The 21034-nt window shown below is 66.9% G+C and carries 20 protein-coding genes and 1 other RNA gene; 16 read left to right on the top strand and 5 right to left on the bottom strand.

What is annotated here, in order from left to right; all coding sequences use genetic code 11:
- Positions 1–10 precede the first annotated feature (10 nt).
- On the top strand, positions 11–1759 hold the full coding sequence (locus ACPCHZ_RS10960) for an MOSC domain-containing protein (RefSeq protein ID WP_423484795.1): 1749 nt from the start codon (positions 11–13) through the stop codon (positions 1757–1759).
- A gap of 80 nt (positions 1760–1839) precedes the next feature.
- Here the strand turns inward: ACPCHZ_RS10960 and hisN are convergent, their stop codons facing one another.
- Positions 1840–2628 carry a histidinol-phosphatase gene (gene hisN, locus ACPCHZ_RS10955; RefSeq protein ID WP_423484794.1) on the bottom strand — a complete coding sequence of 263 codons (789 nt, stop codon included), beginning with the start codon at positions 2626–2628 and terminating at the stop codon, positions 1840–1842.
- Between the two features lie 23 nt (positions 2629–2651).
- Here hisN and ACPCHZ_RS10950 point away from each other — a divergent pair, with 23 nt between their 5' ends.
- Complete coding sequence (locus ACPCHZ_RS10950; RefSeq protein ID WP_364971704.1) at positions 2652–3005, top strand: hypothetical protein; 354 nt, start codon at positions 2652–2654, stop codon at positions 3003–3005.
- A gap of 3 nt (positions 3006–3008) precedes the next feature.
- Here ACPCHZ_RS10950 and ACPCHZ_RS10945 read toward each other — a convergent pair whose 3' ends face one another.
- Positions 3009–4379, bottom strand: a complete 1371-nt coding sequence (locus tag ACPCHZ_RS10945; RefSeq protein ID WP_423484793.1) for an FAD-dependent oxidoreductase — start codon at positions 4377–4379, stop codon at positions 3009–3011.
- A gap of 196 nt (positions 4380–4575) precedes the next feature.
- Here ACPCHZ_RS10945 and prfB point away from each other — a divergent pair, with 196 nt between their 5' ends.
- From prfB to ACPCHZ_RS10895, 10 genes are all read left to right on the top strand, one after another.
- Complete coding sequence (prfB, locus tag ACPCHZ_RS10940) at positions 4576–5691, top strand: peptide chain release factor 2 (RefSeq protein ID WP_364971700.1); 1116 nt, start codon at positions 4576–4578, stop codon at positions 5689–5691.
- Entirely contained in the window at positions 5681–6661 is a 981-nt protein-coding gene (locus tag ACPCHZ_RS10935; protein WP_423484792.1) for a mechanosensitive ion channel family protein, read from the top strand. Before prfB ends, ACPCHZ_RS10935 begins: the two co-directional genes overlap by 11 nt.
- A 26-nt stretch (positions 6662–6687) precedes the next feature.
- Complete coding sequence (locus ACPCHZ_RS10930; RefSeq protein WP_423485345.1) at positions 6688–7176, top strand: hypothetical protein; 489 nt, start codon at positions 6688–6690, stop codon at positions 7174–7176.
- Positions 7177–7216: 40 nt separating this feature from the next.
- The gene (gene ftsE, locus ACPCHZ_RS10925) at positions 7217–7906 is read left to right on the top strand and encodes a cell division ATP-binding protein FtsE (RefSeq protein WP_423485344.1); all 690 of its coding nucleotides are present in this window, start codon (positions 7217–7219) and stop codon (positions 7904–7906) included.
- On the top strand, positions 7907–8803 hold the full coding sequence (gene ftsX / locus ACPCHZ_RS10920) for a permease-like cell division protein FtsX (protein WP_423484791.1): 897 nt from the start codon (positions 7907–7909) through the stop codon (positions 8801–8803).
- Positions 8804–8805: 2 nt separating this feature from the next.
- On the top strand, positions 8806–9300 hold the full coding sequence (gene smpB / locus ACPCHZ_RS10915) for an SsrA-binding protein SmpB (RefSeq protein ID WP_423484790.1): 495 nt from the start codon (positions 8806–8808) through the stop codon (positions 9298–9300).
- Complete coding sequence (locus ACPCHZ_RS10910) at positions 9297–10154, top strand: EamA family transporter (RefSeq protein ID WP_423485343.1); 858 nt, start codon at positions 9297–9299, stop codon at positions 10152–10154. Before smpB ends, ACPCHZ_RS10910 begins: the two co-directional genes overlap by 4 nt.
- Positions 10155–10291: 137 nt before the next feature.
- A complete protein-coding gene (locus ACPCHZ_RS10905) occupies positions 10292–12574 on the top strand; it encodes a putative bifunctional diguanylate cyclase/phosphodiesterase (protein ID WP_423484789.1) in 2283 nt (760 codons plus the stop codon).
- A gap of 128 nt (positions 12575–12702) precedes the next feature.
- Positions 12703–13071, top strand: a transfer-messenger RNA (tmRNA) gene (ssrA, locus tag ACPCHZ_RS10900).
- Between the two features lie 148 nt (positions 13072–13219).
- The gene (locus ACPCHZ_RS10895) at positions 13220–14158 is read left to right on the top strand and encodes a cutinase family protein (RefSeq protein WP_423484788.1); all 939 of its coding nucleotides are present in this window, start codon (positions 13220–13222) and stop codon (positions 14156–14158) included.
- 102 nt (positions 14159–14260) lie between these two features.
- Here the strand turns inward: ACPCHZ_RS10895 and ACPCHZ_RS10890 are convergent, their stop codons facing one another.
- The 3 genes from ACPCHZ_RS10890 to ACPCHZ_RS10880 all read right to left on the bottom strand — a co-directional run bounded on the left by ACPCHZ_RS10890 (position 14261) and on the right by ACPCHZ_RS10880 (position 16555).
- Positions 14261–14524 (bottom strand): hypothetical protein, encoded by a 264-nt coding sequence (locus ACPCHZ_RS10890; RefSeq protein WP_423484787.1) that lies wholly within the window; start codon positions 14522–14524, stop codon positions 14261–14263.
- Between the two features lie 185 nt (positions 14525–14709).
- Positions 14710–15714, bottom strand: coding sequence for an LLM class flavin-dependent oxidoreductase (locus ACPCHZ_RS10885; RefSeq protein WP_423484786.1), 1005 nt, complete (start codon positions 15712–15714; stop codon positions 14710–14712).
- Positions 15701–16555 (bottom strand): helix-turn-helix domain-containing protein, encoded by an 855-nt coding sequence (locus tag ACPCHZ_RS10880; protein ID WP_423484785.1) that lies wholly within the window; start codon positions 16553–16555, stop codon positions 15701–15703. The genes ACPCHZ_RS10885 and ACPCHZ_RS10880 overlap by 14 nt, the downstream gene beginning before the upstream one ends.
- Before the next feature lie 121 nt (positions 16556–16676).
- On the opposite strand from ACPCHZ_RS10880, the gene ACPCHZ_RS10875 reads away from it, so the two are divergent.
- From ACPCHZ_RS10875 to ACPCHZ_RS10860, 4 genes are read left to right on the top strand one after another with little or no spacing between them, the layout of a single operon-like run.
- Positions 16677–17930, top strand: a complete 1254-nt coding sequence (locus tag ACPCHZ_RS10875) for a sulfotransferase family protein (protein WP_423484784.1) — start codon at positions 16677–16679, stop codon at positions 17928–17930.
- Complete coding sequence (locus ACPCHZ_RS10870) at positions 17927–19171, top strand: alkyl sulfatase dimerization domain-containing protein (protein WP_423484783.1); 1245 nt, start codon at positions 17927–17929, stop codon at positions 19169–19171. The genes ACPCHZ_RS10875 and ACPCHZ_RS10870 overlap by 4 nt, the downstream gene beginning before the upstream one ends.
- The gene (locus ACPCHZ_RS10865) at positions 19168–19917 is read left to right on the top strand and encodes an SDR family NAD(P)-dependent oxidoreductase (RefSeq protein WP_423484782.1); all 750 of its coding nucleotides are present in this window, start codon (positions 19168–19170) and stop codon (positions 19915–19917) included. The genes ACPCHZ_RS10870 and ACPCHZ_RS10865 overlap by 4 nt, the downstream gene beginning before the upstream one ends.
- Before the next feature lie 60 nt (positions 19918–19977).
- Positions 19978–20988: a zinc-dependent alcohol dehydrogenase gene (locus tag ACPCHZ_RS10860; protein WP_423484781.1), complete on the top strand. Its 1011-nt coding sequence runs from the start codon at positions 19978–19980 to the stop codon at positions 20986–20988.
- Positions 20989–21034 lie beyond the last annotated feature (46 nt).

Raw genomic sequence — 21034 nt, 5'->3', positions numbered from 1 at the left:
AGTGTGCACCATGGCGACGTTGATATCGGTGAACGTCGGTCTGCCCAGGAACATCACCTGGAACGACCGGACCGTGTACACCGGCGCCTGGAAACACCCGGTCACCGGTCCGCGCATGGTCCGGCGGCTCAACATCGACGGGGACGGCCAGGGGGACCTCGGCGGGCACGGCGGCGAGAACCGGGCAGTGCTGGTCTACCAACGGGATTCGTACCGGCACTGGGCCGAGGAGTTCCACCGAGACGACCTCCCGCCTGGGACGCTCGGCGAGAACCTCACCGTCGACGGGCTGCCCGACGACGAGGTGTGTATCGGGGACCGGTACCGGATCGGCGATGCGGTCTTCGAGGTCACCCAACCGCGGGTCACCTGCTACCGGGCCGGTCTGCGCATCGGCGAGCCGAGGATGGCCGCGCTGCTGGTGTCACACCGCCGGCCTGGCTTCTACTGCCGGGTGATCACCGAGGGTGAAGTGGAGGCCGGTCAGGAGATCGTCAAGATCAGCTCCGGGCCCGAGCGCCTCACGGTGGCCGAGATCGACGCACTGCTGTACCTGCCGGGCCATCCTCGTGACGACCTGCACCGCGCCCTGCGCATCCCCGCGCTCAGCCCCGGCTGGAAAGCGTCCCTGCAGAGCCTGGCCGAACAGGGTGGGGGAGCGGGCAATGCCGGGCTGACGGCGACCGGGGGCAATCCGCCACCGGCGTGGGCGGGGTTCCGGCCGCTGGAGGTCACGGCGGTGCACGACGAGAGCACGCACGTCCGCTCCATCACGGTCGCCGACCCCGACGGATCTCCATTACCGGAATGGTCTGCCGGCCAGTCGATCACGGTGCGGATGTCCACCCCGGACGGCCCGGTGATCCGCAACTACTCACTGTCGAACCGACCCGGTTCCGCCGAGTACCGGATCAGTGTCAAACGCGAGCCGCGCGGCGTCGCGAGCGCTCACCTGCACGCACACGTCGCGACCGGCGATCTGCTGGACGTGGCCGCACCACGGGGGACCTTCGTCCTCGCAGGCGGCACCAGCCCGGTGATCCTGCTGTCGGCCGGAGTGGGCGCCACCCCGGTGCTCTCCATGCTGCACTCGCTCGTGAGCGCACAGTCGACGCGGCGAGTCTGGTGGTTGCACGGAGCCCGCAACGGAAGCGAGCATCCGTTCGCGCGGGAGAGCCGCGCATTGCTCGAGCAGTTGCCCGGCAGTCAGTCCCGGGTGTTCTTCAGCAGCCCCACATCCGATGACCGGGTCGGCGTCGACTACGACGTCCACGGCCGACTCTCCTCCGAGGCGGTCAGTCGGCTCGATCTGCCCCACGACGCCGACGCGTATCTCTGCGGGCCGGCGACCTTCATGGCGGAGCTGGGCGCCGACCTCGTCGCCCGCGGCCTCGGATCCGCACGCGTTCACACCGAGATATTCGGCGCCACAGCGGCGCTCACCCCGGGGATCGCCGCGGCCGCGGCGCGTCGTCCGCACGTGCCTGCGGGACCGCCAGGACCCGGGCCGGCCGTCCAGTTCGCCCGCAGCGGCGTATCAGCGCCGTGGGGTCCGCCGAGCACCAGCCTGCTCGAATTCGCCGAAGCGTGCGACGTCCCGACCCGGTGGTCGTGCCGCACCGGCGTGTGTCACAACTGCGAGACGGCGCTGCTGTCCGGAGCGGTCCGCTACGACCCCGAACCCCTCGAGCCAGCGGCCGAGGGCAACATCCTCATCTGCTGTGCACAACCCGAAGAGCCGGTGGTGCTCGATCTGTGAACGGCGGAGCAATGCGCCGAGTGTGAACCCACGGCGAGAATCCGGCCCGAAAATCGCCGACGTTGCACACTCGGCGACGGTCAGCCGCGCAGCGCCGCCAGCACCGCGCCGTGCAGCAGGCCGTTGGTGGCCACCGCACTTCCCGCATGCGGTCCGGCGGTGCCGTCGAGGCCGGTGAACGCGCCGCCCGCCTCACGGACGAGCACGTCGAGGGCGGCCAGATCCCACAGCGACACCTCGGGTTCGGCCGCGATGTCGACGGCGCCCTCCGCGAGCAGGCAGTAGGAGAAGAAGTCGCCGTATCCGCGCACCCGCCACACGGCGTCGGTCAGCGCGATGAACCGGTCGCGCACACCGAGGTCGGCCCAGCCGGACAGGCTGGAGAACGACAGGCTGGCGGACTCGACGTCACCGACCGACGACACCGACAACCGGCGAGCCGGCCCGCCCGCCACCGACACGTGGGCGCCGACGCCCGCGCCCGCCCACCATCGGCGCTGCAGTGCCGGTGCGCTCACCACGCCGACGACCGGCACACCGTCATGCAGCAGCGCGATCAGCGTCGCCCACACCGGCACGCCGCGGACGAAGTTCTTCGTGCCGTCGATCGGGTCGATCACCCACTGCCGTCCCGCGAAGACCGCCGAACCGCCGAACTCCTCGCCGAGCACCGCGTCACCCGGCCGCTCGGCGGTCAACGTGTCGCGCAGGGCCGCCTCCACGGAGCGGTCGGCGTCGGTCACCGGTGTCAGGTCCGGTTTGGTGTCGACGCGCAGATCCATCGCGCCGAAGCGCTCGACGGTCACCGCGTCCGCCTGATCGGCGAGCCGCAGCGCCAGCGTCAGATCGTCAGGAGGAGCCGCCGTCATGGCAGCAGTCCTACCATGGCCGGGTGTGGGAATTCGGAATCCTGTTGCTCATGGTCGGTGCGCTCGCGTTGTTGATCGGGCCGATGATCATGCGGCGGCGCGGGATGAAGGGTGAATTGGCCCAGGGCACGCTGCTGGTGACGGGTGTCAGCCCGCGCCCGGACGTGCCGGGCGAGCAGTTCGTCACGATCACCGGCGTGATCAACGGGCCCACGGTCAACGAACACGTCGTCTACCAGCGGATGGTGGTCGACGTCGAGCAGTGGCCCACCATGGGGCAGCTCATCCCGGTGGTGTACTCGACGAAGAACCCGGACAAGTGGGGCTTCGGCTCGGACGAGGTGCCGCCACCGCCCCCGCCGCAGACCTACTCCTGATGCTCAGCCGTGGCCGATGCGCAACAGTTCGGCCACGCTGGTGAGCTTCCTGCGCGGCCGGCCCGCCGACTCGCCCGTCGTGCGCTCGTGCTCGTCGATCAGCCGCCAGTGGTCGTCGGTGACCAGCTTCGGCTGCCGCGAGAGCAGCCACTCGACCAGTTGCTCGGAGTGGTCTTCGTCGACGTCGGCGAGCTGTGCACCGGACAGGTCGGCGAGCAGCGTGTCGACCGTCGCCTGTGAGTCCTTCTTGTTGCTGCCGATGACGCCGGACGGCCCGCGCTTGATCCAGCCGACGACGTACTCGTTGCGCCTGCCGTCGACGCGGCCGTCGGTGTGCGGGATGGTGCCGGTCTTCTCGTCGAACGGCAGGCCCGGGGTGGCCACCCCGCGGTAGCCCACCGCCCGCACCACCAGCTGGGCGGGCAGTTCCTCGCGCTCACCGGTGTCTCTGGCCACGATGCGGCCGTTCTCCTCGACCAGCTCGTTTCTCCCGAGCACGATCGACTCGACGTGCTCACCGCCCTTGATCTCGATCGGGGAGGTGGCGAACCGGAACACGATGCGTCGTTTGGCTCCGGCGGGCTCGCGCTCGGCGTAGCCGCGCAGCACCTTGATGTTCTGTTTGACGGTCTTGCCCGCGGCTTCGAGGTCCTCGTCGGTGATGCCGGCGAAATCGGCCGGGTCGACGATGACGTCCACGTCGCCGAGACCCTCGAGCGCGCCGAGCTCGCGCAGTTCCAGCGTGGTGAACGTGGCCTGCAGCGGCCCGCGCCTGCCGATGACGACGACCTCCTCGACACCGCGTGCGTGCAGCGAGTCCAGCGCGTGGTCGGCGATGTCGGTGTTGGCGAGCACGTCGGGGTCGGTGACCAGGATGCGGGCCACGTCGAGGGCGACGTTGCCGTTGCCCACGACGATCGCGCGTCCCGTCGACAGGTCGGGGCCCATCTGCTCGAAGTGCGGGTGGGCGTTGTACCAGCCGACGAAATCCACCGCGGCGACGCTTCCGGGGATGTCCTCACCGGGAATCCCGAGTGACCGGTCGGACTGGGCGCCGACGGCGTAGACCACGGCGTCGTAACGCTCGGTCAGCTCGGCGGCCTGCACGTGCTCGCCGACGGCGATGTTGCCGAAGAAACGGAACCGCGGATCGCCGGAGGTCTTGTCGAACTGGGCGCTGATCGACTTGATCTTCGGGTGATCCGGCGCGACGCCGGAGCGGACCAGCCCCCACGGCGTCGGCAGCATCTCGAGCATGTCGACCCGCACATCGGGGGAGTCCTCGGTGTCGGCGGCTTTGAGCAGTGACGCCGCGGCGAAGTAACCGGATGGACCGGAGCCGACGATCGCCACGTGATAGGGGCGCTTCTGCATGGGCAGCCTTCTGTCGCTTGCCCGGTCACCCGCGAGGGGCTGTCACGGCGCGGCCGGGCTGGTAACCGCCACCGATGCTAGCCGGGTGACCCGCCGCGTCGCGGGAAGTCGCGGAGAACCGGTGCGGCGGACGGCGGGGCGGAACCCGGCGGGCGGCAGGCGGGAATCGGCCCGCTGACCGGTACCCTCGACTTTCGTGGATCCCGACCGTCAAGCCGACCTCGCTGCCCTCGACACCACGCTCACCACCGTGGAGCGGGTGCTCGACATCGACGGTCTGCGTGCCCGGATCGACAAGCTCGAGAACGAGGCGTCCGACCCCACGCTGTGGGACGACCAGACCCATGCCCAGCAGGTGACCAGCGAGCTGTCACACGCCCAGAACGAACTGCGCCGGGTCGAGGAGCTGCGACAGCGCCTCGACGACCTGCCGGTGCTCTACGAGCTGGCTGCCGAGGAAGCGGGCGCCACCGGTTCCGCGGCCGAGGTCGAGGCCGATGCCGAGCGCGTCAAGCTGCGCGAGGACATCGAGGCGATGGAGGTCCGCACGCTGCTGTCCGGCGAGTACGACGAACGTGAGGCCCTGGTGACCATCAGGTCCGGTGCGGGCGGCGTCGACGCCGCCGACTGGGCCGAGATGCTGATGCGGATGTACATCCGCTGGGCCGAACAGCACTCCTACGGCGTCGAGGTGTTCGACACCTCCTACGCCGAGGAGGCCGGCATCAAGAGCGCCACGTTCGCCGTGCACGCACCGTTCGCGTACGGGACGCTGTCGGTCGAACAGGGCACCCACCGACTGGTGCGGATCAGCCCGTTCGACAACCAGGGCCGCCGTCAGACGTCCTTCGCCGAGGTCGAGGTGCTGCCCGTCACCGAGACCACCGACCACATCGACATCCCGGAAGGCGACGTGCGTGTCGACGTCTACCGCTCGAGCGGTCCCGGCGGGCAGTCGGTCAACACGACGGATTCCGCGGTTCGACTCACCCACATTCCGACCGGTATCGTCGTCACCTGCCAGAACGAGAAATCGCAGCTGCAGAACAAGATTTCGGCGATGCGCGTGCTCCAGGCGAAACTGCTGGAACGCAAACGCCGCGAGGAACGTGCTGAGATGGACGCGCTGAAGGGCGACGGCGGAAGTTCGTGGGGCAACCAGATGCGCTCCTACGTGCTGCACCCGTACCAGATGGTGAAGGATCTGCGCACCGACTTCGAGGTGGGCAATCCGGCCACCGTGCTCGACGGCGACATCGACGGGTTCCTGGAGGCGGGAATCCGCTGGCGCAACAGGAAAGATGACGATTAACTCGCTACTCGCAGTGTCGATGTCAGAACGCTGGTCCGGCTTCTGGCAGGGCGATATCGGTCGGTGGATCCTCACCAACGGCATCCACATCGCGCTGCTGCTGATAGCAGGACTGCTGGCCGCGCGCTTCATCAACTGGGTCGCACAGCGCATCAGCCGGCGCATCGACGCCGAGTATCAGGAGAGCGACCAGCTGGTGCGCTCGGAGAGCGCCAAACACCGCCAGGCTGTCGCCTCGGTGATCTCCTGGGTGTCCATCGCGATCCTGTTCGTGGTGGTCGCGGTCGAGATCACCGATGCGCTGGCGATCCCGGTCGGGTCTCTGGTCGCCCCCGCGGCGGTGCTCGGCGCCGCGCTGGGTTTCGGCGCCCAGCGGATAGTCCAGGATCTGCTGGCCGGCTTCTTCATCATCACGGAGAAGCAGTACGGCTTCGGTGACCTCGTCGCGCTGACGGTCGCCGGTATCGCGATGCCTGCCGAGGGCACCGTCGAGGACGTGACGCTGCGCGTCACGAAGATGCGGTCCGCCGAGGGCGAGATGCTCACCATCCCCAACGGCCAGATCGTCAAGACGGTGAACCTGTCCAAGGACTGGGCACGCGCGGTGATCGACGTGCCGGTGCCGGCGTCGGCCGATCTGAACAAGGTCAACGACCTGCTGCACGAGGTGGCGCAGAAGGCGATGGAGGACGAGGGTCTGCGCCAGTTGGTGCTCGACGCACCGCAGCTGATGGGGGTGGAGAGCATCGAGCTCGACACGGTGAACCTGCGGATGGTGGCCCGCACACTGCCGGGCAAGCAGTTCGAGGTCGGCAGGCGGCTCCGGGTCCTGGTGATCGCCGCGCTACGACGCGCGGGTGTCGTGACTCCGGGTGACGGCGGCGCGACGCCGACCGTCGGCGCGATCGTGCACCCCGCCACGGCAGGCAGTGCCGAAGAGAGCCAGGGCCCCGCGGAGCAGAAGAAGTGAAGCCGGCCGAGTTCTTCCGCGCGGTGCTGCGTCCCCGCGCAGCCGCGCGGAAGGTCGGTCAGGGCTGGCCGGGATACCTCTTCGGGGGCCGGGTGCGCACCTCGACAGCAGCCCTGCTGCTCGCGTTCTTCGCGCTGACCTGGGTGCAGCAGAGCTTCGAGCCGGAGCCGGCGCCGCCGCCCGCCGCGGTCGTGCCGCCGGGTTTCGTACCCGATCCTGAGTACACCTGGGTACCGCGCACCCAGGTGCAGGAACCCACCACCACGCGCCGGACCACCACGACCACCACTACCACGACCACCGCCCCGACCGAGACGACCACCACCGACCCGAGCGCCACCACCACGACGCCGACCTCGACGACGCCGCAGACCACGGTCGTCGACCCCGACGGCCTCGGGCCGCTGCCCCCGCAGACGCAGACCGTGCAGTCATTCCCGCCCACCACGCCGACGGCGACCGCACCGCTGGAGGGGCCGGGACCGGCGCCGACGACGCCTGCGCCGCCGCGGTAGTCCGGCCGGACAGGCCGCACCGCTACACTGGCGTGCCGTGATGATCACCCTCGACCGCGTGAGCAAGCAGTACAAGTCCTCGGCCCGTCCGGCTCTGGACAATGTCTCTCTCAAGATCGACAAGGGTGAGTTCGTCTTCCTGATCGGGCCGTCGGGTTCGGGCAAGTCGACGTTCATGCGGCTGCTGCTCGCCGAGGAGTCGCCGTCGACCGGTGACATCCGGGTGTCGAAGTTCCACGTCAACAAGCTGCCCGGCCGCCACATCCCCGGGTTGCGGCAGGTGCTCGGCTGCGTCTTCCAGGACTTCCGGCTGCTGCAGCAGAAGACGGTGTTCGAGAACGTGGCGTTCGCGCTCGAGGTCATCGGCAAGCGCGGCGACGTCATCAACCGTGTCGTGCCCGATGTGCTCGAGATGGTCGGGTTGTCGGGCAAGGCGAATCGGCTTCCCAACGAGCTCTCCGGTGGCGAACAGCAGCGGGTGGCGATCGCCCGCGCTTTCGTGAACCGGCCGCTGGTGCTGCTGGCCGACGAGCCCACCGGAAACCTGGACCCGGACACCAGCAAGGACATCATGGACCTGCTCGAGCGGATCAACCGCACGGGCACGACGGTGCTGATGGCCACCCACGACCACCACATCGTCGACTCGATGCGCCAGCGCGTCATCGAGCTCGAACTCGGCCGCCTGATTCGCGACGAAGAGCGCGGCGTCTACGGAATGGACCGCTAAGTGCGCTTCGGCTTCCTCATCAACGAGGTCCTCACCGGCCTGCGTCGCAACGTCACCATGACGGTGGCGATGATCCTCACCACGGCGATCTCGATCGGCCTGTTCGGCGGCGGCCTGCTGGTGATCCGGCTCGCCGACCAGTCCCGGGAGATCTACCTCGACCGGGTCGAGAGCCAGGTGTTCCTGACGCCGGAGGTGTCGGCGGGCGATCCGAGCTGCGACGCCGACCCGTGCCGGGCGCTGAGGGCGAAGATCGAGGAGCGCGACGACGTCGCGTCGGTGCGCTTCCTCAACCGCGATCAGGCCTACGACGACGCGATCAAGAAGTTCCCGCAGTACAAAGAGGTCGCAGGCAGAGACGCGTTCCCCGCGTCGTTCGTCGTCAAGCTCGCCAACCCGGAGGAGCATCAGGGCTTCGACGAGTCGATGGTGGGCCAGCCCGGCGTGCTCAACGTGCTGAACCAGAAGGACCTGATCGACCGGCTGTTCGCCGTCCTCGACGGCATCAGCAACGCCGCGTTCGCGATCGCGTTGGTGCAGGCCGTCGGCGCGGTGCTGCTGATCGCGAACATGGTGCAGGTCGCCGCCTACACGCGGCGCACCGAGATCGGCATCATGCGACTGGTCGGCGCCACCCGCTGGTACACGCAGCTGCCCTTCCTCGTGGAGGCCATGCTGGCGGCATTCATCGGCGTGGTCCTCGCCATCGTCGGGCTCATCCTGGTGCGCGCGCTGTTCCTCGAGGACGCGCTCGACCAGTTCTACCAAGCGAATCTCATCGCCAAGGTCGACTTCAAGGACGTCGTCTACTACTGCGCGCCGTGGATGCTGGGCCTCGGCCTGACCATGTCGGGGATCACCGCCTACGTCACGCTGCGCCTGTACGTGCGGAGGTAGCGATGGCCAAAAAGGCTCAGCAGGCGGAGAAATCCAACAACAAGGTGGTCGCCACGAACCGGCGTGCGCGGCACAACTATTCGATCCTGGAGACCTATGAGGCCGGGGTCGCTCTGATGGGTACCGAGGTCAAGAGCCTGCGCGACGGCACCGCGTCGCTGGCCGACGCGTTCGCCACTGTCGACGACGGCGAGATCTGGCTGCGCAACCTGCACATCCCGGAATATCACCACGGCAGCTGGACCAACCACACGCCGCGGCGCAACCGCAAGCTGCTGTTGCACCGCAGCCAGATCGACACGTTGATCGGCAAGATCCGCGACGGCAATCTCACGCTGGTGCCGCTGTCGCTGTACTTCACCGAGGGCAAGGTGAAGGTCGAGCTGGCGCTGGCACGCGGCAAGCAGGCTCACGACAAGCGGCAGGACATCGCCAAGCGCGACGCCGCCCGTGAGGTCGTGCGCGAACTGGGCCGGCGCGCCAAGGGCATGCCCTGAGCGGGCCGCTCGAGGGTCCGTCTTTCGCGCTGGCATCGGGTCTCGCCTACGGGGTCAGTGACTTCGTCGGCGGCATCGCCTCCCGCCGTGTCGCGGCACTACGGGTGGTGCTGATTTCCTACCCCGTCGCGATGGTCCTGTTGGCGGGGCTCGCGTTCGTCGTGGGCGGTGACATCTCCCGCGGCGCGGTGATCTGGGGCGCGCTGTGCGGGGTGTCGCAGGCGTTCGGGGTGTGGTGGTTCTATGCCGCGCTCGGTTCGGGCCCGATCTCGGTGGTCTCACCGCTGACGGCGGTAGTGGTCGCGGGTGTGCCGGTCGGTGTCGGCCTGGCGCTGGGGGAGCGGCCCGGCCTCGTCGCGACCGCGGGTGTCGGCCTCGCGCTGGTGGCCGTGGTGCTTGTCAGCCGGCAGTCGGCCTCGCCCGACGCGGCGGCGCTGCCGTTCACCCCGAAGGTCGCCTGGCTGACACTCGGCTCCGGCATCGCATTCGGCCTGAACTTCGTGCTGATCGATCAGGCGCCCGCAGAGGCAGGGCTGTGGCCGCTGGTGTTCGCCCGGGTGACGGCGACGGTGCTGGTGCTGGTGATCGCGGTGGTGAGCGGCAACCTGCAGGCTCCGACCGGCACTCCGCTGCGGCTGGCGTTGCTGGCGGGTGTGCTCGACACCGGTGCCAACGTGGCGATGCTGTTGGCTCTGCAGGCTTCGCTGCTGTCGCTCGCCGGGGTGTTGATGTCGCTGTACCCGGCCGCAACGATGGTGCTGGCCATCGTGGTGCTGCGGGAACGGGTCACCCGGTGGCAAATAGTGGGCATGGTGGCGGCACTCGCCGCGGTGGCGATGATCGCCGGCGGCTGAGAATTTCCATCAGTCGCCGTTTCAGGTAGCTGCGTTGTGGAACGGCGCCGCGCCAGGTAGGCCATCATGGCGGAATAGGTTTTGTGGCCTGCGTCAGGGAGGGGGCGGTCGCGGTCAGGGCCCACCATCTTCGCCTCATGTTGTTCGCCGGCGTCCTGGCGCTGGCGTCGGTGAACGCGCCCGCTCCCTACGGTGACCAGGCCGCCCGCTGGGTCGGCGTCGCGCTCCAATCGGCGGTCGGCGCCAGTGCAATGGTGTGTGCGGTGGTGGTCGCTCGCCGTGTCGACGGCGTCGCGCGCTGGTGGCGGTTGCTGGTCATCGGCGCCATGGTCAGCTGGCTCGTCGGCGAGCTGATCTGGCAGTTCAGTGGCGCAGACGAGCGCGGTGAGGCCGCGCCGACGGCCGCGGTGGTCGCCTATTTCCTGCCGCCCGTGCTGTCCCTGGCCGCGATGATCATGCTGGCCCGTGCCGGTGGGCTGCGCAGCGCCAAGGACGGGCGGGCAGGTAATCCGCCGCTCATAGCGGCCCTTGACGGGTTGGTCGCGGCAGTGTCCTTCACGTTTCTCGTCACCATCGCCGGCAGCGGTGCGCTGACCGGCGACGCAGCCCCCCGGTCGCACACCGCCGCCATCGTGCTCGCGTACTCGGCGCTGGAGCTGGTGGTGGTCGTGCTCGCCGTCCTGATGGCGATGGCCTTCCAGCGCAACCGTCCCTACCGCGCAAACTATCTCCTGCTCGCCGGCGGGGTCGTGATGATCGCGGCGTCGGACAGACTAGTGGCGTATTTCCGCTCCGTCGGCGCGGACAACTGGGACCTGTGGGGCGGCATCGGTGGCATCCTCGGGCCGCTGACGATCTTGTTCGCCGTCCTCGATCTGCAGCCGCAACCGTCGAGCGACCGCGCCCAGGATGCGATGGACTGGGTCCGGGCGGTCGTGCCCTACCTCGGCTTCCTGGGGATCGTCGTGCTCGCGGCCTACCACGTGCTGATCGGGCGCAACCTCAGCACGGCGGTGGTGTGTCTCGGAGTGGTGATCGTCCTGCTGGTCACCGCACGACAGGTGGCGACGATGCGTGCGCAGCGGCAGCTGACCCGTCGCCTGTACGAGGCGCAGCGCCGGCTCGCCCATCAGGTGCACCACGACCCGCTGACGGGATTGCCCAACCGGGTGCTGTTCGCGCAGCGGCTCGACGCGGCGTTGACCGACGGCGGATTCGTGCTGATCTTCGTCGACCTCGACGACTTCAAGGAGGTCAACGACCGGTTCGGCCACGCCGCGGGCGATGAGCTGCTCCGGGCCGTCGGCGAACGCCTCAAGGGGTGCGTCGGCGACACGGACACGCTGGCCCGCATCGGCGGCGACGAGTTCGCGATACTGATCGACGACGAACACGAGGCGCCGGAGGTGGTCGCGGACCGGCTTCGGGTGGCGCTGCGTGATCCGTTCGCCGTGCACGGTTCGTCGGTGCGGGTGCGCGCCAGCATGGGACTGGTTCGGCCGGGGTCCGAGGAACCGCGTCCGACCTCGGACGACCTGCTCCGGCAGGCGGACATCTCGATGTACGCGGGCAAGCGGCTCGGCAAGGACACCGCCGTGGTCTACCAGCCGTCATCGGGGGTATCCGTCGACTTCCCGACCGCGCTGCGGCGGGCGAAGGGCGACTCGCCGAAGGGGTTCAGCCTCGCCTACCAACCGGTGGTGGATCTGCCGTACGGCAGAGTCGTCGCCGTCGAGGCCCTCGCTCGATGGGCGGCGCCGAACGGTATGCAGATCCCCCCGGAGACGTTCGTCGCGGCGGCCGAGGGCGCCGGGCTGGGCGCCGCGCTCGACACCCTGGTGCTCGATCTGGCCTGCCGGCAGGTCCAGGTCGCCGGACTGGACCTCGACATCCATGTCAACATCGGCGCGGCGCGGCTGGGCAACCGGGCTTTCGAGCAGCAGGTGAACCGCACGCTCGGCCGTCATGGCGTGGCGCCCGGCCGCCTGGTGCTGGAGATCACCGAGACGGTTCCGATCGTCGACCTCGCCGCAGGCGCCGCCGCGATCAGGCGGTTGACGGCGAGCGGCGTCCGGGTGGCCCTCGACGACTTCGGCGCGGGGTTCAACTCGCTGACCTACCTGCACGCGCTGCCCGTGCAGATCCTCAAGCTCGACCGCAGCCTCGCCGTCGGCGCCGAGCACGACGGCAATCTGGCGGTGTACCGCTCGGTGGTCGGGCTGGCCGACGCGCTCGGTCTGCAGGTGATCGCCGAGGGCATCGAGTCGCAGGGACAATCCGACGTCGTGTTCCGGGCGGGTTGCCGGATGGCGCAGGGCCATCTGTTCGGCCGGGCGATGCTGATCGACGAGATCACCGCCGAGCTCGACTCCTCCATCACATCCCGCGAGCGTGCGGGTCTGTCGGCCGACACGCCGTAGATCGTCGGCGTCTGCGCGCCCTCGCGGACTGCCGAGGGTGCGCGCCGCGACACGGAACAATCGAGTGGAAACGCTCGTTGATGTGGGCGTACCATTGATTTTCCTGCCGATGTTCGGCGGGTGTGCGAGGGGCTGAACGGTTTCGACTTCGCGCATCGAATCAAGGGAAGCGTGCCGGTGCAGGCAATTGACCACCGTAAGCGTCGTTGCAACCAATTAAGCGCCGATACCAATCAGCGCGACTACGCCCTCGCTGCCTAAGCGACGGTGTGTCTGTCAGACCGGGAGCGCCCTCGGCCCGGACCCTGGCATCAGCTAGAGGGACCCACCCACGGGTTCGGTCGCGGAACCCGTGGGGACATCAAACAGCGACTGGGATCGTCATCCTGACTTGTTCGCGTGATCAGGAGATCCGAGTAGAGGCATAGCGAACTGCGCACGGAGAAGCCTCGAGGAAGTGCCGTAGGACCCGGGTTCGATTCCCGGCAGCTCCACAAGGAACCAGGCCAGGGCGGAAGCCCTGGCCTGGTTTTGTGTCAAGGTTCTCGCCGTCTGTCCACCGCGACGGGCCGCGGTCACATTCGCTGAAAACCCTCGATCCCGCACGAATGCTGCGTATCTCCTGGCTAAGGGTAGATTCCATGTATGCCACCTCGTTGCGGGCGTAGCTCGCGGGCGACGAATGCGCGATTGGTGGGCCGCTGGGTCGGGCGTGGCGCGGTTGCGCTGGTCATCGCCGCCGTTCAGGCGTGGAGTCCGAGCGCCGTACCGCTTGCGTCCGCCGCCGACTGCGCCGACGCCGAAGTCGTGTTTGCCAGAGGCACCGACGAGCCCGAAGGAATCGGCGTCGTCGGCGATGCCTTCGTCGACTCACTGCGGGAGCAGGCCGTTGGCATGGACATCACGACCTACGCGGTGAACTATGACGCGGGCAAGCTGCAGCTGGGCAGCGGCGACGGCGCCAAGGACGTGATCAAGCACATCAAGTCCGTGGTGGCCTCGTGCCCCGACACCAAGATCGTGTTGGGTGGCTATTCGCAGGGCGCGAACGTCGTCAACATCGTCGCAGGTAATCCCATCGTCGGCATCGCATGGGGCGATGCGCTCCCGTCTTCGATGGCGGACAACATCGTGGCGGTCGCCACCTTCGGGAACGTCGCCAACCGCGCAGCCACCAAGCTGCCTTCCCAGTCCGCAATGTTCACCGGCAAGGCGATCGACTTCTGCCACCCAGCCGATCCGATCTGTCACGCAGGCCCGGGCAACGCATGGAGCGGGCACACCGACGGCTACGTCCCCGCGTACACCGCGCAGGCCGCGAGTTTCGCTGCGTCCAAACTGTTGGCTGGGATGGCCCCATCGGTATCCGGCTTCGGACCGCCGACGGGTTTTGGACCCACGCCTCCATATGCTTCGCCGGCGCCGGTTTATGCGTCTCCGCCGCAAGGCACTGATCACATGCCGCCGGGGTACTACGCGCAGACCCCGGCGTATGGCCCCCAGACGCCGGGGTATAAGCAGTTGCCCGGCTACACCTCGTCCGTGCCGGGGTACGACCCCTCAGTCGCGGCCGGATTGCCGTGACGTTCCTCGACCTCGCATGGATAGGGCTTTCGCCTAGGGAGAGCTTCCCCACCGTAGGAGTATCGGCCCGGTCGGTGGAGTTCGACTGATCGCGATTTCGCCCTACTCGGACGTGCCCGTGTACTTACCGTTCTTGTAATGGTCGACGTGCAGCCCGCCACGGATGTCTGTGTAGCTGCAATCCGAGTACCTGTTGCCGTCGGGTCCGACGCCCGTCCCGTACGTGCCTCCCGCGGACTTGCATTCGGACTTGATGGTGCCCTCGGGAAGTGCGCTGGCAAGGGGGCTTGCCCCGAGCGCGATGCCCGTCATGAAAGCGGCTGCGGCAACGCCGAGACCGATTCGAGTCACGATCGTGGAGGTCATGGGATTCTCCTTGTCTCGGCCCTGAAGGTGAGCCGGTTGCTGGAGATCGTATGAAGGCTGCAGTGTCGCCTGATATCCCTGTGGGAGCCACAGTTTTCAGTCAATTGGATAGGTGAGGCTTGCCCCGAGGTAAGGGGCGACCCAAGAGAACCAGTGCGTGATGAGACCTCAGTCGTCGCGCCTGTTTATCTGAGCTGCGGGATCACCACGTCGGTGAACAGCTGCACCGACTTCCATGCCTCGTCGATCGGCATACCGCCGACCAGAGGGTGAAACACCATCGGGCCATAGTCAGGGCAATCTCTCGCCTCGGCGACAAGTTCATCGGGTGTGAGGAATCGGTACCGGCCAGAGGCCCTTACCTCGTCGAGCGTCAGGACGCCGGGAAGGTGCATTGACGACAGCGGTGCACCATCGACCCATCCCCCGTAAGTCACCGCCTCCCAGAGGATGTGCTCACCGAGTTCGGCCCACGCCTTCTCTGGTTCCTCGTGTAGGAAGATCATTCCCCGGTTGATCGCGGTGGGCATGATCAGATTCGGCTCGAGACCCTCTCGCTGGCACAGATCCAGGTAGTACTGTCCCAGCTCGGGCAGATGTGCCGGCAGGCTCAGCCCCAAGTTGAAGCGCACCGCGCGTCGCGCGGTAGCCCGGACACCGCCGCCCACGTACAGGGGCGGATGCGGTTGCGACCACGTGCCGGCGCCGATACGGGAGCCCTGCCGATCATCGACGAAGGCATCTGCAGACCACGCCGCGAGCATCTTCTCGAGTAGGCGGTCCATGAGGGCCGCCCGACGGTGGAAGTCAACACCGAATCCTTGGTATTCCACCGACCGATATCCCAATCCCACCGTGGTGAGCAGCCTTCCGGCGCTCATCGAGTCGACGAAGCGAATGTCCTCGGCCAGGCGCAGCGGATTCCACAGCGGACCGAGAGCGCAGTCGATGCTCACGATCATGTTGGTGGTGTTCTGTAGGAACAACGCGGCCGCCATGACCGGGTTGGAACTCCACGCGTGACTGGTCAAGTGGTGCTCGTCAACGCTCACTGCGGCCACGCCCCGCGTGTCACCCCACGTTGCCATCTCGATTGCAGCCAGGATCATTTCACGCTGAGTTGCGGGCTCGCCGTTGGGGTTTGCGAAGTTGAATCTGAGAACTGGCAGCACGACGTCAGCGCTTCCCATCGAAGTACTGAAAGGCAGCAGGTGCGAGCAGGGAACCGGCCTGCCCGGCGAACTCGACGAGGCTCGCACCGATGCCGCGTACTTCCTGAAGGGTGAGCTTCGTGTATGGCTGCGCGGAGACCGTCATCACAACGTTGCCCTCACCATCGAAGATCGGGGCTGAGATCGTCGCGAGTGGACACTCCTCGATCTCAGCCAACTCGCCGGGCAGGAAGTCCACGATCGTCAGATCGGCGACCGCGCCCGCCAGGCGCACCGCTACGGGGTCCGGCGCATTGCCGTCTTCAACGGCCAGAAGTGCCCCGAACACCTTGAGGAGCGGGTCGCTGAGCCGTTCGATGCCGTAGCCACGCTTGTGGATCTCGTTGAGGATCTTGGGCATTCGCGCCCGGTATACGTCGTTGACGGGGCCCGCGGCTTCCAACCAGCGCTCTCGGTCCGCCGTCGGCGCCCACGCCACGAACTCGCGTCCGAACGGGGCAACGAAGGGCAGTGTCACCCCAGCCTGCACCGGCGGGCGGGTGGTGTTCGGTGAGGCTGACTCGATCACGGAAATGGCGCCGTCCTTGAGCTCGGAGACGCATGCCGGTACACCGATCGCAGAACACAGCATTCGCAGCGGCTCGCGCAGCAATCGTGACGTCGTCGGCACGTGTCGGTACATCGCCGAGAGGGCGGCACCCAACGCGTATCTCCCACTCACCGGGTCACGCAGCACCCAGTCGCACGAGCACAGTGTGGTCAGGATGGCGTGCCCGGTGGATCGACTGATTCGCAGTTCACGGCATATTTCGGCCAGCGTCAACGGTGTCACCTCGGCCGTTGCCAGCAATTCGACCACGGCGACGACGCGCCGAGTCGGCGGCGACGGGTCTTGACCGGGTGTCCCGGACAGTCCTAGGTTGGCGTTCATATATTCGGATGGTACAACGAATATTCGTCATGACCTCGGGAAGGGCCCCATGCCGGACGGTGCACTAGCAATCGAGGACTTGACGAACCCGGTGCTCACAGCGACACAAAGAGATGTCATCGACCAACTCGAGCGACTGTCAGTCGACCTGGATCCAGCCGGGTTGATCGGTCAAGCAGTCCAGAAAACAGGGTTGGAGAATTTTGGGACCGCAGACTTTCGGGCACGGCTCGACGCATACGCCGGGGCGGTCGAAGCCGACAGCGGCAATACCAACCTCAACCGTCTGATCCTGCGCAATCGCATCGTGCGCCTGCTGTCGCAGCGGTTGCTGCTGACCGACCTGCTCCGTCGCCATCCCGAGATCCACGACATCGAAATCGAGAAACCGATCATCGTCGTCGGGCTGCCACGTTCGGGCACAACGCATCTGGTCAACTTGATCGCATCCGATACCCGGCGGCGGGCCCTGCCGTACTGGGAGAGTCAGGAGCCGTTCCCGCTCCACGGCGAGGGCCCGGACGTCAACGGCGTCGATCCTCGGTTCGTACGATGTGCCGCCGAGCACGAAGCGTCAAAGTCGATGACGCCGCTGATACAGGCCATGCACGACCGCTTCCCCCAGGCGATCGAGGAAGAGGTCGAGGTGCTGGACCTCGACTTCGCGAGCTATGTGCTGGAGTGGCACGCCCGGGTGCCGCAATGGCGGGACTATTACCTCGGGTTGAACCAGGATGAGCATTACGCCTATCTGCGCACGACGCTCAAGGCGCTGACGTTCCTGCGGGGGCCACGCCAGTGGGTGCTCAAGTCGCCGCAGCACTGTGAGCAACTCGGGCCGCTGATGCGAACCTTCCCCGATGCCACCGTCGCGTTCACCCACCGGGATCCGGTAGCGGTCATCCAGTCCGCGGTCACCATGCTGGCGTACGGAGATCGACTCCGCCGCAGAGAAATCGACCCCGAAGGACTCGTTGATTACTGGATTGACCGGGTCGAGCGGCTACTGCGCGCGTGTGTGCGGGACCGGGAACTCGTGGCGCCCGACCGCAGCATGGACATCCCCTTCCACCAACTCAACGGGAACGAGATGTCGATTCTGGAGACGTTGTACGCCTACAACGGCACCGAGTTGACTGCGGAGACACTCGCCGCATTCCGCGGCTACCTCGACGACAACCCGCGCGGTAAGCACGGCCGGCTGCAGTATGACCTGAAGGGCCACTTCGGTCGGTCCCCGGAGGAAGTCCGATCGCGATTCGGCTTCTACTTCGACCGCTTCCACGTGAAGGAGGAAGTATGACCGTCTACGAACCTGCCTACCTGAGCCGCCCAGGAGGCGATGACATCGTCGGTGCCGGTGCGCCCGCGGAGGAGGTGAGCCCAGGCATCTGGTTGTCTCCCGGTCTGTCGAACTCGTACATGCTGACGACCAGCGAGGGCCGGATCGTGCTGAACACGGGGATGGGCTTCGAAGGTCCGGTGCACCGCGCGAACTATGACGCCGTAGACACTGCGCCGATCCGCTACGTCATCCTGACGCAGGGCCACGTCGACCATGTCGGCGGTATCGGCTCGGTCGCCGACCCCGACAGTCAGATCGTGGCCCAGGCGGACTGGAAGACATGGCAGCGCGACAACGACCTGCTCGCGGCATTCCGGGCCAGGAACTCCGCCTTCGCCTGGATCGACAAGGTGATGGACACGATCACGAGAACGACGCAACGATTCGGCCCGCCGCCACCGCAGAGCGTCCCGGCCCCGACAGTCATCGTCGAGGTCATGCATGTCATCGAACTGGGCGGCCGCCGCTTGGAGTTATATGCCACGCCCGGTGGCGAGACGTTCGACAGCCTGGTCGTCTGGCTTCCCGAAGAAGGCGTCTGCCTGTGCGGCAACGTGTTCGGAGCGCTGTTCGGGCATATTCCCAATTTGGTGACCGTGCGCGGCGACCGCTACCGGGATGCATTGACGGTGGTGGAGTCGATCGACCGGGTGCGCGCGCTGGGCGCGGAGACGTTGCTCACCGGACACTTCGGCCCGATCGTCGGAAAGGACCGGATCGAATGGGAGCTGACCCGACTGCGCGACGCCGTGATGTCAATACACGACCAGACAGTCGAAGGGATGAACGCCGGCAAGGATGTTCACACGCTGATGCGCGAGGTGGTTCTGCCGCCCGAACTGGAGGTCGGCCAGGGCTACGGCATGGTCCGGTGGGACGTGCGCGCAATCTGGGAGAACTACGCCGGCTGGTTCCACCACCGCTCCACCGCCGAGCTCTACGCCGAAGGCCCGGACGGGATGGAGGCGGATCTGCTCGAACTTGCCGGCGCAGAGCCGATTCTCGAAAGGGCGCGCCAGCACCTGGGCGCCGGGAATCCGGTGCGGGCCATCCAGCTGGCCGAGATCGTCAACAGAGCCGAACCCGGCAACAACGAGGCCAAACAGATTCTGATCACCGCACATGAAGATCTGCTGCAGGCCAGCACCAACTTCTGGGAAGCCGCCTGGCTTCGCGAGCAGATCAAGGAACTGTCATGAACAACCGCGTACTCTTCGACTTCGCCGATACGACCGCCCTGGTCACCGGCGGCACGAGTGGCATCGGCCATGCGACGGCATCGCTTCTTCGTGACAGCGGCGCACGAGTCACGATCACCGGCACCAGAACAGGACCGCAGGACTACGACGTCGATCTGTCCGGATTGGAGTATCGGCAGTTGGCGCTGACCGACTCCGACGGTGTCGAGGCGCTCGCAGATTCGTTCACGGAGTTGGACATACTCATCAACAACGCCGGAGCCAACTTTCCGGGTGGTCTCGACGAGTCGACTGCGGAAGGTTTCACCGCATCGGTCGCCGTCAATCTGCTGGCGCCGTTTCGACTGACCGAGCGTTTGCACGGTGCGCTGAAGGCGTCGAAGGCGCGCGGCGGGGCCAGCGTGATCATGTTCGGCTCCATGGCGGCGTTGAGGGCTGTGCCGGTGGTACCGGGATACGGCTCGGGGAAGGCGGGAATGCTCGCCCTGACTCGGAACCTCGCCGTGAAATGGGCAGCCGACGGAATCCGCGTCAATGCCATCGTTCCTGGCCTCGTCGCTACCCCCATGACAGCGCCGATGGACTACGTACCGGAGATCAAGCAGCAACAAATCGACCACATCCCGCTCGGTCGGTTCGCCGACCCGGGAGAGATCGCCAGCCCGATCCTGTACCTCTGTAGTGCAAACGCCTGCTACAGCACGGGTTCCACGCTGGTCGTCGACGGCGGCTACAGCGTTCTCTGAGCTTGACCCCACTGACTTGCGAGACCGAGTCAACGACATCGACGAAATGGAATCCCCACAGTGCGAGCAGCCTTTGTCACCGCCCCTGATGAAACCGAAGTGAAAGAGGTGCCGACACCATCGGTGGGACCGGATGACGTCCTGGTGCGGATTCGAGCGTGCGGGATCTGCGGCAGCGACACGCTCTACATCGCCATCGGCGGATTGCCTCCGCGACAAGGGTGTATGCCGATCGGTCACGAACCGGCCGGTGAGGTAGTGGAAGTCGGCAGGAATGTGAGCGGGATAGCTGTTGGTGACCGCGTCGTCATCAATCCAATGGCGATACCCGACGACATCATCGGCAACGGCGGTTCGACCGGTGCATTGGCCGACTTCCTGCACATCAAGGACGCCGTGCGCGGCCGGAGCCTCGAGGTCGTACCCGACCACATTCCGTACGAGGTCGCGGCGCTCAACGAACCCATGGCGGTGGCACTTCACGCCGTCAACCAGGTAGCGCCTCGGCAGAGCGACCAGGTGTTGGTTCTGGGGGCCGGCCCCATCGGCCTGGGTATCACGATTGCCTTGAAAGCGCGAGGAGTCAAACACGTGGTGGTGGCCGACATCCTGCCGTCCCGGCTGGAGAAGGCATTGAAGATCGGTGCTGACGCTGTCATCAACTCCAGGGAGGAGGACGTCACCGCGCGACTGATCGATCTGCACGGCCCAGGCGAGTCGATGTGGCCCAACAGGTCTGGCACCGACGTGTTCCTGGACGCCGCCGGGGTGCCTGCTGCGGTCGAGACAGCGCTGGCCGTGGCGAAGCGCGGAGCCACGCTCGGAGTGGTGGCCGTCCACAAAGAGCCCATCAGCATGGACTTCATGAACGTCATGGCCAACGAACTGACGATCATCGGTTCCATGGGCTATCCCAGTGAGATCTTCGAGGTGACGAAGGACATCGTCGACAACTGGGAGAAGTACCAGGTGATCATCAGCCACACATTCGACCTCGCTGACCTGCAGGGGGCGTTGCAGTGTGTTGCCACGCCAGGCGCGGCCGACAAGGTCGTCATCACGTTGAGTTGAGATGGCGAGCTACCAGAGGTGAAGGCCGAGTTCTCGCGCCTGCCCG

It is taken from the genome of Mycobacterium sp. NPDC050041, from assembly GCF_049541695.1.
GTDB lineage: Bacteria > Actinomycetota > Actinomycetes > Mycobacteriales > Mycobacteriaceae > Mycobacterium.
This window is presented reverse-complemented; position numbering and strand designations above follow the sequence as displayed.

Bases quoted from the DNA above. Each gene is read 5' to 3' on its own strand.
- ACPCHZ_RS10895 (WP_423484788.1), top strand. From the start codon at position 13,220: ATGCCACCTCGTTGCGGGCGTAGCTCGCGGGCGACGAATGCGCGATTG.
- hisN (WP_423484794.1), bottom strand. From the start codon at position 2,628: ATGACGGCGGCTCCTCCTGACGATCTGACGCTGGCGCTGCGGCTCGCC.
- ACPCHZ_RS10945 (WP_423484793.1), bottom strand. From the start codon at position 4,379: ATGCAGAAGCGCCCCTATCACGTGGCGATCGTCGGCTCCGGTCCATCC.
- ACPCHZ_RS10890 (WP_423484787.1), bottom strand. From the start codon at position 14,524: ATGACCTCCACGATCGTGACTCGAATCGGTCTCGGCGTTGCCGCAGCC.
- ACPCHZ_RS10905 (WP_423484789.1), top strand. From the start codon at position 10,292: ATGTTGTTCGCCGGCGTCCTGGCGCTGGCGTCGGTGAACGCGCCCGCT.
- ftsE (WP_423485344.1), top strand. From the start codon at position 7,217: ATGATCACCCTCGACCGCGTGAGCAAGCAGTACAAGTCCTCGGCCCGT.
- ACPCHZ_RS10960 (WP_423484795.1), top strand. From the start codon at position 11: ATGGCGACGTTGATATCGGTGAACGTCGGTCTGCCCAGGAACATCACC.
- ACPCHZ_RS10875 (WP_423484784.1), top strand. From the start codon at position 16,677: ATGCCGGACGGTGCACTAGCAATCGAGGACTTGACGAACCCGGTGCTC.
- ACPCHZ_RS10865 (WP_423484782.1), top strand. From the start codon at position 19,168: ATGAACAACCGCGTACTCTTCGACTTCGCCGATACGACCGCCCTGGTC.
- smpB (WP_423484790.1), top strand. From the start codon at position 8,806: ATGGCCAAAAAGGCTCAGCAGGCGGAGAAATCCAACAACAAGGTGGTC.
- ACPCHZ_RS10885 (WP_423484786.1), bottom strand. From the start codon at position 15,714: ATGGGAAGCGCTGACGTCGTGCTGCCAGTTCTCAGATTCAACTTCGCA.
- ACPCHZ_RS10935 (WP_423484792.1), top strand. From the start codon at position 5,681: ATGACGATTAACTCGCTACTCGCAGTGTCGATGTCAGAACGCTGGTCC.
- ACPCHZ_RS10870 (WP_423484783.1), top strand. From the start codon at position 17,927: ATGACCGTCTACGAACCTGCCTACCTGAGCCGCCCAGGAGGCGATGAC.